Consider the following 14,486-nt stretch of genomic DNA (forward strand, 5'->3'; position numbering starts at 1 on the left):
GCGGGGGCCGCGCACCGGGTACCGGGCGGTTCGGGCTTACTTGATGAACAGGCGACGCGGGTCGACGCCACCGATCACGTTGTCGTAGACCAGGCCGCCGACCTTGGAACCGGCGATCTGCGTCTGCTTGTAGTACGCGGTCGGGACGAGGGGGATGACCTCCTGGACGATGTACTGGTCGAGCTTCTCCCAGGCGGCCGCGGCCTTGACCGGGTCGCTGATCGCACCGATCCGGTCGATCTCGCTGTTGATCTTCGGGTCGTTGACCTGGGGGTAGTTCTGCGCGCCCTCGGCGATGTTGCGGCCGTCGTACAGCGGCGGGATGACGGTCGAGGCGGACGGCCAGTCGGCGCCCCACGCGGTGTGGAAGATGTCGTAGTTGTTGTCCAGCTTGGAGACCTGGTCGTAGTAGGTCTCGGCCGGGATCTCCTGGCGCTGGACGTTGAAGCCGGCCTTCTTCAGACCGGCCGCCATGGCGGTGGAGTACTGCTGGCCCTCGGGGGAGTTGATGTAGCCGAAGGTCAGCTTCAGGCCGACCTTGCCGGCCTCCTGGAGCAGCTTCTTGGCCTTGGCCGGGTCACCGGCCGGGTTCTTCTTCTTGCCCCACGGGTCGAAGGCGGCGTCGTAGCCGCTGACGGTCGGGGAGATGATGCCGCCGGCCGTCTCCATGGCCTCGGTACCGCCGAAGGCACGCAGGAACGGCGTGACCGGCAGGGCGTACGCGATGGCCTGGCGGACCTTCTTGTCCTTCATGGCCGGGTGGCTCATGTTGATGTTCATCTGGCCGACGTAGGGCTGGTAGCCGGAGACCGTGCGGCTCTTGAGCGTGGCGTCGGCGAGCACCTTGGAGAGGTTGCCCGCGTCGACGCTGTTGCTGAAGCTGACGCCGGCCTGGTCCTTGCCGCTGTCCGCGAGGAGGGCCTTGGTGGAGTCCTCGAACTGCTGGTTGAACGTGAAGTTGAACTGGTCCACGTACTGGTTGCGGATCGGGTCCGTGGCCGGGTCCCAGTTCTCGTTCTTGACCAGCACCATCGACTTGCCGGACGCGAAGGACTTGATCTTGTACGGGCCGGTCACCACGGGGGCGCGGTCGTACTTCGTCTTCGTGTCGCCCTTCTTGGAGACGATGGAGTAGCCCGCCATCGCCAGCGCGTAGGGGAAGTCGGGGCGGGCCTTCTTGAACTTGAAGACGATGGTCTTCGCGTCCGGGGTCTCCAGGATGGTGTCCGCGAGGTGCTTGTTGTCGTAGCCGCCGCCCTTGAGCAGGCCGCGGTAGTCGGTCGAGTCGGCCAGCCACTGCTGGATGTACGACGGGCCCTGGTTGATGAACGACGCGAAGAGGCGCTCGAAGGTGTGGCGGACGTCGTCGGAGGTGATCGCCGAGCCGTCCTCGAACTTCACGCCGTCCTTCAGCGTGTACTTCCAGGTCTTGCCGCCGTCGGTGGTGGTGCCCGAGTCGGTGGCGAGGTCGCCGACGATGAGGTGGCCCTCGCCCTTGTCGTCGGTCGCCTTGTAGCCGGTGAGGCCGCGGTGGATGAGCTGGGCGAGCTGCATCTCGTCCGAGACGTAGATCTGGCCCGGGTCCAGGTGGGCGAAGCTGTCGCGCTGGAGGACCTCCATGGTGCCGCCGGGCTTGGCGCCGGGGACGGCGCGGGCCGGGCCCGTGGAGTCCTTCGCGTCACCGAACTTGATGGACGCCTGCTGCGACTTCGCCTTGTCCTGCGCCTTCTTGTCGTCGCCGCCGCCGGAGTCGCTGCCGCCGGAGCTGCACGCGGTCAGGGCCGACGAGGAGGCCGCGACGACGCCGGCCGCGATCAGGAAGTTTCTACGGGAAAGAGACACAGTGAGCCTGCCTGTTGTATGGATGGGCACGAACTGAGCAGCAGCCGGACGTCGTTGGACGGTGCCGGGGACCTGAAGGTCTGCTAGCGCTTGGTCTTCGGGTCGAACGCGTCGCGGACCGAATCCCCGAGGAGGTTGAAGGCCACGATGAAGATGACCATCGAGATGCCGGGGAAGAACATGTAGGTGATGTCGTTCTGCATCACCAGCTCCGTGGACGCCTTGGAGAACATCTGGCCCCAGTCCGGGGTGGGTTCGACGATGCCGACCCCCAGGAAGGACAGACCCGCCTCGGCGGTCACGAAGTTGGGCAGCATGTACGTGCCCTGCACCAGCAGCGGGGTGACGATGTTGGGGACGATCTCCTTGCGGATGATCCGCCACGGCGAGGCGCCGGTGACCTTCGCCGCCTCGATGAACTCCCGTTCTCGCAGGGCGAGTGCGGTACCGCGCAGGATGCGCCCGAGACTCATCCAGCCCAGGAACCACTGCACCGCGATCAGCGCCACGACCCGGACGAAGGTCGGGGTCTCGTCGGTGGGGCTGACGAACAGCGACACCACCACGGGCATGCTGGCGATGAAGAAGAGCTGCGCGGGGAAGGCGGCCAGGAAGTCGATGAGGCGGCCGATGAAGTAGTCGACCTTGCCGCCGGCGTAGCCGGCCGTCACACCGAGGAGGACACCGGTGAGGACGGTCGCCAGCGTGACCGCCACGGAGATGGTCAGCGAGGTACGGATGCCGTAGAGCAGCTTGGTGAAGACGTCGTAGCCGTTGCCCGGCTCCAGACCGAACCAGAACTCGCTGCTGATACCGCCGTTGGGCTGGATCGGCACACCCGCGCTGTCGAACAGCTCGGGCCGCTCGTCCGCGTACACGGTGTACGGGTCCTTGCCGTACAGCTTGGATATCACCGGGGCGAGCAGCGCGACCGCGAAGAAGAAGAGCACCACGAAGGCGGATATCACGCCGGTGCGGTCCCGTTTGAACCGGATCCACATCAGCCTGCCGGGCGAACGGCCGACGTGCTGGGCGGTCTCCGGCTTCGCCGCCGGCTCGGGTGCGCCGTCGACGAGCACCGGGCCGCCGTCGCCCTCGATGTCGATGGGACTTGTCACTGTTCGTCCATTTCACAGGTGGGGGTGTGCCGAACCGGTGGCCGCCGCAGGGTGTGCGGAGCCACGGACCGGGTCACAAGGAAGCGTCAGGACACCCGAGGTGATGGGAAACCCGCAGCCGGACGCGCGTAGTTGAACGGCGACACCGCGGCGACACCGACGGGACGCCCCGGACCGCCGTCGGCGACCTCAGAGCCGATCGCCGTACGTCCGGGAACAGTTGACGGACGACATGACCCACCTGGCGTGTGTGACAACGCGCATGGGGCTCCTCCTCATGACTCCACGTATTCACCAACGGGAGGGGGCGCCTCGTTCTCCGTCACCCCTGACGGAGAATCAGGAACCCCCTGGTGCTCGTGAGTCGGCGCTGTCCCCACAGCGCGAGACCCATTGACCCGAGCGTTACGCGGCTAACTATCTGCCATGAGCCAAGGACCGACCACCGTTCTTTAATCTCAATTCAGTCACAGCTGACGCGTACATCTTCCAAAACTTGGACAAACTGTTCGCCGCGAGATGGCCACGAAACGGACGTGTTACATGGCTATCGGGCGCCCCTCGCCGCATAACGGACGGTGATCATCGAAAACAGGGTTGCGAAAAGCCCGGCCTCCCCAACGGGGAAGACCGGGCTCGTCGTTCGCGGTCCGGGCCGGCGGGCCCGGGGTGGATCAGCCGTGCTTGGCGCGGCTCGCGGAGCGTCCGCGCTCCTTCTGGTCGAGGACGACCTTGCGGATGCGAACGGCCTCCGGGGTCACCTCGACGCACTCGTCGTCGCGGCAGAACTCCAGCGACTGCTCCAGCGAGAGCTTGCGCGGCGGGACGATCGCCTCGAACGTGTCGGCCGAGGAGGACCGCATGTTCGTGAGCTTCTTCTCCTTGGTGATGTTCACGTCCATGTCGTCGGCGCGCGAGTTCTCGCCGACGATCATGCCCTCGTACACCTCGGTGCCGGGCTCGGTGAACAGGACGCCGCGCTCCTGGAGGTTCGTCATCGCGAAGGCGGTGACGGCGCCGGAGCGGTCGGCGACGAGCGAACCGTTGTTACGGGTCGTCAGGGTGCCGAACCACGGCTCGTGGCCCTCGTGGATGGAGTGGGCGATGCCCGTGCCGCGCGTACCGGTCAGGAACTCGGTACGGAAGCCGATGAGGCCGCGGGACGGGACGACGAACTCCAGACGGACCCAGCCCGAACCGTGGTTCGACATGTTGTCCATCCGGCCCTTGCGGACGCCCATGAGCTGCGTGACCGCGCCCATGTGCTCCTCGGGGACGTCGATCGTCATGCGCTCGACCGGCTCGTGGACCTTGCCGTCGATGATCTGGGTGACGACCTGCGGCTTGCCGATGGTCAGCTCGAAGCCCTCGCGGCGCATCTGCTCGACCAGGATGGCGAGCGCCAGCTCACCGCGGCCCTGCACCTCCCAGGCGTCCGGACGCTCGGTGTCGAGCACGCGCAGGGAGACGTTGCCGATCAGCTCGCGGTCGAGGCGGTCCTTGACCTGGCGGGCGGTGACCTTGCGGTCCTTGACGGCCGCCTTGTTGTCCGCGCCCTTGCCGGTGCCGCCCCGGCCGACCAGCGGCGAGGTGTTGGTACCGATGGTCATGGAGATGGCCGGCTCGTCGACCGTGATCAGCGGCAGCGCGACCGGGTTCTCGGGGTCGGCGAGGGTCTCGCCGATCATGATGTCCGGGATACCGGCGACGGCGCAGATGTCACCGGGGCCGGCCACCTCGGCGGGCTTGCGGGTGAGCGCCTCGGTCATCAGCAGCTCGGTGATGCGGACGTTGGACATCGAGCCGTCGCGCTTGATCCACGTGACCGTCTGGCCCTTGCGCAGCTCGCCCTGCTCGACACGGAGCAGCGCGATGCGGCCGAGGAAGTTGTCGGCGTCCAGGTTGGTGACGTGGGCCTGGAGCGGCGCGTCCTCGTCGTAGGACGGGGCCGGGACGGACTCCAGGATCGTCGTGAAGAACGGCTCCAGGTTGTCGCTGTCGGCCGGGACGGTGCCGTCCTCCGGCTTGGTGAGCGAGGCGACGCCGTCACGCGCGCACGCGTAGACGATCGGGAACTCGATCTGGTCCTCGTCGGCGTCCAGGTCGAGGAAGAGGTCGTACGCCTCGTTCACGACCTCGTCGATGCGCGAGTCCGGGCGGTCCGTCTTGTTGATGCACAGGATGACCGGCAGCTTGGCGGACAGCGCCTTGCGCAGCACGAAGCGGGTCTGCGGCAGCGGGCCCTCGGAGGCGTCGACGAGCAGCACGACCGCGTCCACCATCGACAGGCCGCGCTCGACCTCACCACCGAAGTCGGCGTGGCCGGGGGTGTCGATGATGTTGATCGTGATGGCCTCGCCGCCATCCTTCGGGTGGTACTTCACGGCCGTGTTCTTGGCCAGGATCGTGATGCCCTTCTCACGTTCCAGGTCGTTCGAGTCCATCATGCGGTCGTCGAGCGACTCGGCGGCGTGCGCGGCGAAGGCACCGGCCTGCTTGAGCATGGCGTCGACCAGGGTGGTCTTGCCGTGGTCGACGTGGGCGACGATGGCGACGTTGCGGATGTCGTGGCGCGTGGCCATATTGAGGCGCTTCTCCCGGAGTGAGGTGACGGCCTCCGCGTCGCGGGGCCTGCCGGGCTGGACACGCCTCGGCCTTACCCCATGGTACGGGGCTGGCGGGGGCGGGACCTGCCGGGTCTCGCGGGGCACGGCCGCGGGCCCGCCGGCGGGGTGCGCCGACGGGCCCGTGGCCTGCCGTTCTTGTTCCGTCGCCGGGATCTCCGGTCCGGGAAGTGGTGTCCGGCCGGCTCCGTCACGGACGGTGCCGGAGGCCCCCGGCGGACGCCCGTGACGGACGCCCGCGGTGGATCAGGAGGGCGAGGGGCCCCCGGCGGGCCGGGCGCCCTTCTTCAGGAAGCCCATGTTCTCGAAGACGGGGGTCTGGAAGCCGAAGGCACCCGCGTTCACGAGGTTCTTGCGGACCGCGGTGAGCTGCGGCCGCTGGTACAGCGGGATCGACGCGGCCGCCGCCCAGATCCGGGAGTCGGCCTTGCGCAGCAGCGACCTGGCCCGGTCCTCGTCGAGGGTGCCGAGCGCCTGGTCGAACAGCTGGTCGACCTGGTCCGTGCCGACCCGGGTGTAGTTCTGCTCGACGTTCAGGGAGCCGTCGGCGGCCGGGACGGGCTTGGCGTAGACGGGCCGGGCGTCGGTGGCCGGGAAGGCGGAGCCGGGCCACGAGTAGAGCGCCAGGTCGTACTGGCCCGAGGCGATGTGGTCCGTGAAGTAGCTCTCGTCGGACACCTTGGTGATGTCGGTGTGGATGCCGACCTTCTCCAGCATCGCCGTGATCCGGTCGGCGACCGTGCGCAGCGTGTCCGAGCCCGGCCCGGACGGGAGCACGAAGCGCAGCGTGAGCGGCTTGCCGTCCTTGGCGAGGGGGCCGGCGGGCACGGCGGCCGGGGCGGCGGTGCCCTGCGGGGCGTACGCGCCGGGGGCCCCGCCCTGCTTCAGGTTCCCGTTGGCGTAGCTGTGGCCGCCCTCCTGGGCGAGCTGGCGCGCACCGCTCTCGCCGGTCCTGCCGCCCTGCTGGTCCTGGTGCCTGCTCTGGTGGTCCTGGTGCCTGCTCTGGTGGTCCTGCGAGTCCTTGCGGGACTCGGCGCCCTTGCCGTCGCGGCCGTCGCCGTCGTCGGCCCTGCCGTCGTGGCCCTTGTTGTCCTCGCCGACGATGTACGTGCCCTCGTCGCCGCCCTCGGACTCGTCGGAGTCCTTGTCGGACTTGGCGCCCTTCTCGTCCTTGCCGGTCTTCTCGCCCTTGGCGCCGGCCGCCTTGTCGCCCTTCTTCTTCTCCGACTTCAGGGGACCGCCGGGCACCCAGCCGGCGTCGGCGAGCAGCGCCTGCGCCTCCGCGGTGTCCTGGGCGCCGATCGCGCCGCTGCTGTCCGCGTAGGCGGCCTGGCCGGACAGCGCCAGGTGGCTGCCGACCGGCACGGCCGGCAGGCCGAGCGGCTTCAGCACGGCCGCGGCGATCTGCTTGCGGTCGATGGCGCGGGCGACCGCGCGGCGCACCCGCTCGTCGGCGAGCGGCCCGTCGGAGCCGTTGAGGGCGAGCTGCGTGTAGGCGGGCTCGAGCGACTTGCGGATCTCGAAGCCCCGCAGCGCCTTCTGCTGCCCCTCGTACGCCGCGATCGCCCTGCGCAGCTTCTTGCGCGCGTGCACCTCGTCGTCCGCCTCGTCCTCGTCGGAGCCGTGCGCGCGGGCCCAGGACCGCAGGTCCTTGGCGGCGGTGCGGCCGGCGGCGGGGCCGGAGAGCGGGGCGCCGGAGCCCTGCGCGGCGCCGGTGACGCGCTTCGCCTCGGAGGGGTCGACGTCCGCGATGTCCACGGTGCCGTCGGCCAGCGCCTCGGCACGCTCGTCGCGCGGCACGGCGTGCAGCTCGATCTTGGAGAGCTTCGCGGGGCTGCCCCACCAGCGCGGGTTGCGGGTGAGGGTGACGTCCTTGCCCTTGCTGTCGAACTCGCCGACCGCGAACGGCCCGGCGGTGATCTTGAGCTTGCGCCGGGCGCCGTCGTTGAAGGAGTCCGGGGTGCCCATGACGCTCTTCGGGTAGAGCGGCGTGAACAGCGACTTCCAGTCGGCGTAGGGGCGGCTGAAGGTGACCTTGACCTCCAGCGCGTTCGCGCCCTGCTCGACCTTCTCGATGCGGTCGTAGCCGGCGTTGCGCGCGGTCCAGTACGAGGTGTCCTTGCCGGACAGGGCGCGCCACTGGGCGGCGAAGTCGGCGGCGCCGATCTCCCGGCCGTCGCTCCACACGGCCTGCTGGTTGAGCTTGTAGACGACGACCTGCTTGGGCTGGGTCTCGGTGACCTTCGCCTTCTCCAGGTAGTCGGGGTTGACCTGGGGCCGGCCGTTCTCGTCCACCCGGTACAGGGACGGCAGCACGGCCTGGGCGATCCGGGCGCTGCCGTTGTCGGCGTCCGCCTGGAAGGTGTTGAGCGTCTCGGGCATCGCGTCCACGGCCCAGCGCAGTGTGCCGCCGTCGGCGACGAGACCGCGGGCGGCCGGGTCGATGTCCTGTGCGGCGGTGGGGCGGCCGGCCCGGTCGTCCGAGCCGCAGGCCGTGAGGACGGGAACCGCGAGCGCGCCCGCGGTGAGGAAGGCGACCGAGCGCATGACCGCGCGCAGTCCGACGCCGTCGTGGGACATCACTGCTACCTCCGTAGATCCGCGGGCTTCTGATCACATCTGGCTTATTTGGAGCTGATCAGATCTATGCCGCCACTGAAGGCGACGGCACGGACCGACGGCCGCAGACACGACGGCCCGTCGCCCAACCCCACCCGAGCGGCGCAACCCGGCCCCGCGCCGCGGGGGCGCCCGGCGGGCCCGCGCGCTCCCCCGCGCGTCCGCGAATCCGTGCACGTCCCTTCACACCGGCCGGTGTGACGCGCGACACTCGCAGGCGCATGAACGTCGCCGCCGTGGGCCCGCGCCCGTGGAAGTGAGGACTGGTCATGTCCGTGCACGACGAACTGACGTCGGAAATGACGTCCCTCCAGCGCTGCCTCGCCGATCTGAGCCGCTCCGTCGCCCGCCTCGAACAGCACGTCGGCGAGGGCGGCCTGGAGATGCGCCGGGTCCGTCTCGACACCGCCCACCTGTGCGAGAGCGTGGCGCTGCTGCAGGCCGCCGCGTCCGGCGCCGCGGGCCCGACCCGGCCGCGGGCCGTGCCCCGCGGACCCGACCTCGTGCCCGTCCCCGACACCCCCTACGACACCTCGCTGTGGACGGACGTCGACGACGAGGGACTCGGCGCGCGGCACGGCGACCGACCCTAGGAGCCCCGGACCGCGGGGACCCCGGCAGCCGGGCGCCCCCGCCGCCCCCGGCTCGCCGCTCCCCGACACCGACCGGAGTCACGACTTGGCCACTGGTACGGAACCCCCGGCAACGGACCCCCGCCCGCGAGGCGGAACCGGCGGCAGCGGTGTGCGCTCGGCGTCGCGCGCCGCGATACCCGCCGCGCACCTGCGCACCGACCGCTGGTGGCTGGCGCCCGCGGCGACCGCCGCCGGCCTGCTGGCCTTCGTCGTCTACTCGACGTGGCGGGCCTTCGCGGACACCGACTACTACGCGGCCCCCTACGTGTCGCCGTTCTACTCACCGTGCCTGGCGGAGCGGTGCCGCACGATGCACGCCGGCCCCAACTCCGATCTGTTCGGCGGCTGGTGGGGCATCTCGCCCGCGATCATCATCCTGATCTTCCCGCTCGGCTTCCGGCTGACCTGCTACTACTACCGCAAGGCCTACTACCGGGGTTTCTGGGCGTCCCCGCCGGCCTGCGCGGTCGCGGAGCCGCACCGCGGCTACAGCGGGGAGACCCGCTTCCCGCTGATCCTCCAGAACCTCCACCGGTACTTCTTCTACGCGGCGATCCTCGTCGCCTGCGTGCTGACGTACGACACGGTGCTCTCGTTCCGCGACGAGCACTACGCGTGGGGGCACATGGGGCTCGGGTCGCTGGTCTTCCTGGTCAACATCACGCTGATCTGGGCGTACACGCTGTCCTGCCACTCCTGCCGGCACATCGTCGGCGGACGGCTGCGGCACTTCTCCAGGCACCCGGTGCGCTACCGGATGTGGCAGGCGATCGGCCGGCTCAACGCCCGCCACATGCTGCTCGCCTGGGCGTCGCTGGTGAGCGTGGCGCTCGCCGACTTCTACGTGTACCTGGTCGCCTCGGGCGCCTTCGACGATCCGCGCTTCTTCTGATGAGGACGTCGAGCGAGGCCGCCGATCCGTCAACTCCCTTTACAGGCAAGGGACTTGTCAACACCTTGGAACTTACGACGAGTGGGGCTCTGTGATGTCCGTGGCCGACCGGCAGCAGTGGGACGTCGTCGTGGTGGGCGCCGGCGGCGCCGGGCTGCGGGCCGCGATCGAGGCGCGTGAGCGCGGCGCCAGGACCGCCGTGATCTGCAAGTCGCTGTTCGGCAAGGCGCACACGGTGATGGCGGAGGGCGGCATCGCCGCCTCGATGGGCAACGTCAACTCCGGCGACAACTGGCAGGTGCACTTCCGCGACACCCTGCGCGGCGGCAAGTTCCTCAACCAGTGGCGGATGGCCGAGCTGCACGCGCGCGAGGCACCGGACCGGGTGTGGGAACTGGAGACCTGGGGCGCTCTGTTCGACCGGACCGCCGACGGACGGATCTCGCAGCGCAACTTCGGCGGACACGAGTACCCGCGCCTCGCGCACGTCGGCGACCGTACCGGCCTGGAGCTGATCCGCACCCTCCAGCAGCGGATCGTCGCACTCCAGCAGGAGGACGAACGCGAGACCGGGGACTACGAGTCGCGCCTGAAGGTCTTCCAGGAGTGCACCGTCACGCGGGTGTTGAAGGAGGGCGGCGGCGAACACAGCCGTGTCGGAGGCGTGTTCGGCTACGAGCGCGAGTCGGGGCGCTTCTTCGTCCTGGAGGCGCCGTCGGTGGTCCTGGCGACCGGCGGCATCGGCAAGTCGTTCAAGGTGACCTCCAACTCCTGGGAGTACACCGGCGACGGGCACGCGCTGGCCCTGCTCGCGGGTGCGCCGCTGCTGAACATGGAGTTCGTGCAGTTCCACCCGACCGGCATGGTCTGGCCGCCGTCCGTGAAGGGCATCCTGGTCACCGAGTCGGTGCGCGGCGACGGCGGGGTGCTGCGCAACTCCGAGGGCGAGCGCTTCATGTTCGACTACGTGCCCGACGTCTTCAAGGAGAAGTACGCCGAGTCGGAGGAGGAGGGCGACCGCTGGTACGAGGATCCGGACCACAACCGGCGCCCGCCCGAACTGCTCCCCCGCGACGAGGTGGCCCGCGCCATCAACTCCGAGGTGAAGGCGGGCCGCGGCACCCCGCACGGCGGCGTCTACCTCGACGTGTCGACGCGCATGCCGGCCGAGGTCATCAGGCGCCGACTGCCGTCCATGTACCACCAGTTCAAGGAACTCGCCGACGTCGACATCACGGCGGAGGCGATGGAGGTCGGCCCGACCTGCCACTACGTGATGGGCGGCGTCGCGGTCGACTCGGACACCGCCGCCGCGCGCGGCGTGCCCGGCCTGTTCGCGGCGGGCGAGGTGGCGGGCGGCATGCACGGCTCGAACCGGCTCGGCGGCAACTCCCTGTCCGACCTGCTGGTGTTCGGGCGGCGCGCGGGACGGTACGCGGCCGAGAACGCCGCGGACACCGCCGCCGCGCGGCCCGTCGTGGACGACGCCCAGATCGACGCGGCGGCGGCCGAGGCGCTGCGCCCGTTCTCCGCCGAGGCCCCGGCCCCGGCCCCGGCCGAGGCCGACGGCCCCCCGCCGGAGAACCCGTACACCCTGCACCAGGAGCTCCAGCAGACGATGAACGACCTGGTCGGCATCATCCGCCGCGAGGGCGAGATGGAGCAGGCGCTGCGCAGACTCGGGGAGTTGAGGGCGCGGGCACGGCGGGCCGGTGTCGAGGGGCACCGCCAGTTCAACCCGGGCTGGCACCTCGCGCTGGACCTGCGCAACATGCTGCTGGTCAGCGAGTGCGTGGCGCGCGCCGCGCTGGAGCGCACGGAGTCGCGCGGCGGCCACACCCGCGAGGACCACCCGGCGATGGACAGCGCCTGGCGCGCCGTGAACCTGCTGTGCAGGCTCGCGGACCGCGACGGGAGTCCCGACGACGGGCCCGGCGCGGCCGGGCGGATCGCCCTGACCCGTGAGGCCACCGAGCCCATCCGTCCGGACCTGCTCGCCCTCTTCGAGAAGGAGGAGCTGGTCAAGTACCTGGCCGAGGAGGAGCTGTACGAATGAGCGGCTACGAGGCCCGGTTCCGGGTGTGGCGCGGCGACGCGGAGGGCGGCGGCCTCGCCGACTTCACCGTCGAGGTCAACGAGGGCGAGGTGGTGCTCGACATCGTGCACCGCATCCAGGCGACGCAGGCACCCGACCTCGCCGTGCGCTGGAACTGCAAGGCGGGCAAGTGCGGTTCGTGCTCGGCGGAGGTCAACGGCCGCCCCCGGCTGCTGTGCATGACCCGCATGTCGGTGTTCGGCCGCGACGAGACGGTCACGGTGACGCCGCTGCGCGCCTTCCCGGTGGTGCGCGACCTGGTGACCGACGTGGGCTTCAACTACGCGAAGGCCAGGGAGGTTCCGGCATTCGTGCCGCCCGCGGGGGTGGCACCGGGCGAGTACCGCATGATGCAGGAGGACGTGGACCGCTCGCAGGAGTTCCGCAAGTGCATCGAGTGCTTCCTCTGCCAGGACACCTGCCACGTGGTGCGCGACCACGAGGAGAACAAGCCCGCGTTCGCCGGGCCGCGGTTCCTGATGCGGGTCGCCGAGCTGGACATGCACCCGCTGGACGCGGCGGCCGACACCGGCCTCGACCGCAAGCGCACCGCGCAGGACGAACACGGCCTGGGCTACTGCAACATCACCAAGTGCTGCACCGAGGTGTGCCCGGAAGGCATAAAGATCACCGACAACGCGCTGATCCCGCTGAAGGAACGGGCCGCCGACCGCAAGTACGACCCGCTGGTGTGGCTGGGGTCGAAGATCAGGAGGAGGCAGGGGTAGGACGCGAGCGGCCGGGGCGGGTGCTGAGCCACTGCACCCCGCACCCGGCCATGAACATCAGCCAGCCCACCCACGCCACCCAGGCGAACCGGGTGCCCGGCCCGTGCAGTGGGCCGAGGAACATGAACAGGCCGTACCCGGCCGCGCTCAGCAGCGCACCGCAGCCCGCCAGTCGGGGCCTGAGCACCCTGCCGCGGTTCCTCGGCAGGGTCCACCTCGTGGCGACCCCGGCGACGCCCGCCGCCAGGAAGAGCACGACGACGACCGCGCTCACCACCAACATCGCCGTACGCACCGGTTGTTCGCCACCCATCGCTTCGTGTCCGCGCGTTGATCATGACAGTCCGGCGGCCCCGGGGCCGCTCACTCGGGGGCCGGCACCCGGCCGGGCCGGGTGCCCAGGAACTGCACCACCAGTCCGGCCATGAGGATCACCCAGCCGACCGCCTGCACCGTACTGAAGGACGTGCCGGGCCCGCTCAGCAGGCTCCCGAACGTCCACATGGTCCAGCCGACCGCCCCCACCAGCCACCCTGCGCCCGCGAGCCGCGGCCGCAGCACCCTGCTCCTGGCCCACGGCGGGACCCACTCGGCGACGACCCCGGCGACACCGCCCGCCAGCATCAGCAGGGCCAGGACCGCTCCCACCGCCAACAGCGCTGCTCTCATGGCCCGTTGCCCCCGCCTCCGGCCCCGCACGTCCGTGTCCGCCGATCATGACAGCGCCCTCACGCCGGGTCCACCCAGCCCTCCCGGTACGCGGCCCAGTCGGCGTCCGTCGCCGCGAAGTCCACGTACAGGGCGACCCCGAAGTTGGCCCGGTCCGCGTCCGTGCGGGACAGGCCCAGGCGGACGCCGCGCACCGCCGCCGACGCGGTCTCCGCGGAGCCGATGTGGCCCCAGCGGTTCTCGTGGTAGAAGGGCAGGCCCATCAGCAGGTCGGTCGACCCCGGCGTGACCTCCAGGGCCAGCGAGGTCTGCTCGGCGACGTAACCGCCGTAGAGGCTCTGCAGCGGCTGGAGCGTGTCGTACGACATGACGGCGATCTGGTCGACGCGGCGCGCGACCTGGGCGAAGTACGCCTGCGACCACCACTTCGGGTGGCCGGTGAGCGTGCCCCACACGGAGTGGAACGCGGGCAGCGGGTCGATCTGCGCGGCGGCGACCGACAGCGGGACACCGCGGGCGGCGGTGACGCGGTGCAGGTCGTCGAGGAGCGCGAGGTAGTCCCGGTCGCCCGAGTGCAGGGGCTCCAGGTCGAAGTGGACGCCGTCGAACCCGGCGTCGAGGATCTCCCGCGTGGCGCCGACGACGGCGGTCCGGGTGGCCGCACGGTCCAGTCGCATGCCCTCCGGCTTCTCGGTCGCGAGTTCGTCGCCGAGCCACGCCTGCACGCGGACGCCCGGCAGTTCCCGGTGCACCGCGGCGATCAGCCACGCGGCCCGCGGGTAGTCCGACGCGGGCAGGGTGCCGTCGTGCTCCAGCGGCCCGGAGTGCACGTACAGGTCGCGGATGCCGGTGGTGCGCAGCCGCCGCGCGAGCGCGGCGACGTCCGCGTCGTCCTTGCGCCCGTCCACCCAGGCGTGCCCGAGCCAGAGCGCGTCCTGCTCGCGGGTGGCCGTGCCGTCGGCGGGGTCACCCGTGTAGTTCAGCCGGAGTGCGGCCTCGGCGACGGCGGTGGCCAGCACGAGGGTGAGGACGAGCCCGAGGGCGATCCGCGCGGTCCACCGCACCCAGGGGCGGCGCGGCGGCCGCGCGGGACGCCGGCGGCCGAAACGGCGTCGCGTGGGCGGGGGCGGGGCGGCGCCGTCACCGGTGTCCGCCCCGTCCTCGGCGCCCGTTGCCGTCTCCGCGTGCGTGCCGCCGTCCGTCGTCATCCGTGTCCCCGCTTCCGTCGTCCGACCTCCGCCGCACCCCGTCACGCCCCGGTCGC

Annotated in this window: 11 protein-coding genes; 4 read left to right on the plus strand and 7 right to left on the minus strand. The window is 70.7% G+C overall.

Features of this window, described 5'->3' with window-relative positions; genetic code table 11:
- Positions 1–36: 36 nt before the first annotated feature.
- From ACFZA0_RS31485 to ACFZA0_RS31500, 4 genes are all read right to left on the minus strand, one after another.
- Complete coding sequence (locus ACFZA0_RS31485; RefSeq protein ID WP_391023275.1) at positions 37–1,842, minus strand: ABC transporter substrate-binding protein; 1,806 nt, start codon at positions 1,840–1,842, stop codon at positions 37–39.
- A gap of 83 nt (positions 1,843–1,925) precedes the next feature.
- Positions 1,926–2,960 carry an ABC transporter permease subunit gene (locus ACFZA0_RS31490; RefSeq protein WP_391023277.1) on the minus strand — a complete coding sequence of 345 codons (1,035 nt, stop codon included), beginning with the start codon at positions 2,958–2,960 and terminating at the stop codon, positions 1,926–1,928.
- A 674-nt stretch (positions 2,961–3,634) separates the two neighbouring features.
- Complete coding sequence (gene typA / locus ACFZA0_RS31495; protein ID WP_391023279.1) at positions 3,635–5,542, minus strand: translational GTPase TypA; 1,908 nt, start codon at positions 5,540–5,542, stop codon at positions 3,635–3,637.
- Between the two features lie 288 nt (positions 5,543–5,830).
- Positions 5,831–8,164: an ABC transporter substrate-binding protein gene (locus ACFZA0_RS31500; RefSeq protein WP_391023281.1), complete on the minus strand. Its 2,334-nt coding sequence runs from the start codon at positions 8,162–8,164 to the stop codon at positions 5,831–5,833.
- A 308-nt stretch (positions 8,165–8,472) separates the two neighbouring features.
- On the opposite strand from ACFZA0_RS31500, the gene ACFZA0_RS31505 reads away from it, so the two are divergent.
- The 4 genes from ACFZA0_RS31505 to ACFZA0_RS31520 all read left to right on the plus strand — a co-directional run bounded on the left by ACFZA0_RS31505 (position 8,473) and on the right by ACFZA0_RS31520 (position 12,553).
- Positions 8,473–8,796 carry a hypothetical protein gene (locus tag ACFZA0_RS31505; protein ID WP_391023282.1) on the plus strand — a complete coding sequence of 108 codons (324 nt, stop codon included), beginning with the start codon at positions 8,473–8,475 and terminating at the stop codon, positions 8,794–8,796.
- 85 nt (positions 8,797–8,881) lie between these two features.
- On the plus strand, positions 8,882–9,730 hold the full coding sequence (locus ACFZA0_RS31510; RefSeq protein ID WP_391023284.1) for a hypothetical protein: 849 nt from the start codon (positions 8,882–8,884) through the stop codon (positions 9,728–9,730).
- A gap of 94 nt (positions 9,731–9,824) precedes the next feature.
- Positions 9,825–11,786, plus strand: coding sequence for a fumarate reductase/succinate dehydrogenase flavoprotein subunit (locus ACFZA0_RS31515; protein ID WP_391023286.1), 1,962 nt, complete (start codon positions 9,825–9,827; stop codon positions 11,784–11,786).
- A complete protein-coding gene (locus ACFZA0_RS31520) occupies positions 11,783–12,553 on the plus strand; it encodes a succinate dehydrogenase/fumarate reductase iron-sulfur subunit (RefSeq protein ID WP_391023287.1) in 771 nt (256 codons plus the stop codon). The genes ACFZA0_RS31515 and ACFZA0_RS31520 overlap by 4 nt, the downstream gene beginning before the upstream one ends.
- On the opposite strand, the gene ACFZA0_RS31525 is transcribed toward ACFZA0_RS31520, so the two are convergent.
- The 3 genes from ACFZA0_RS31525 to ACFZA0_RS31535 are packed head-to-tail and all read right to left on the minus strand — an operon-like array spanning position 12,534 to position 14,430.
- Complete coding sequence (locus ACFZA0_RS31525) at positions 12,534–12,866, minus strand: hypothetical protein (RefSeq protein ID WP_391023289.1); 333 nt, start codon at positions 12,864–12,866, stop codon at positions 12,534–12,536. The two genes, ACFZA0_RS31520 and ACFZA0_RS31525, sit on opposite strands and share 20 nt — an antisense overlap.
- Positions 12,867–12,916: 50 nt before the next feature.
- Positions 12,917–13,222, minus strand: coding sequence for a hypothetical protein (locus tag ACFZA0_RS31530; RefSeq protein WP_391023291.1), 306 nt, complete (start codon positions 13,220–13,222; stop codon positions 12,917–12,919).
- 59 nt (positions 13,223–13,281) lie between these two features.
- Positions 13,282–14,430, minus strand: coding sequence for a hypothetical protein (locus ACFZA0_RS31535; RefSeq protein WP_391023292.1), 1,149 nt, complete (start codon positions 14,428–14,430; stop codon positions 13,282–13,284).
- Positions 14,431–14,486 lie beyond the last annotated feature (56 nt).

The organism is Streptomyces sp. NPDC008150 (assembly GCF_042956945.1).
In the GTDB taxonomy this organism is placed as follows: Bacteria; Actinomycetota; Actinomycetes; order Streptomycetales; family Streptomycetaceae; genus Streptomyces.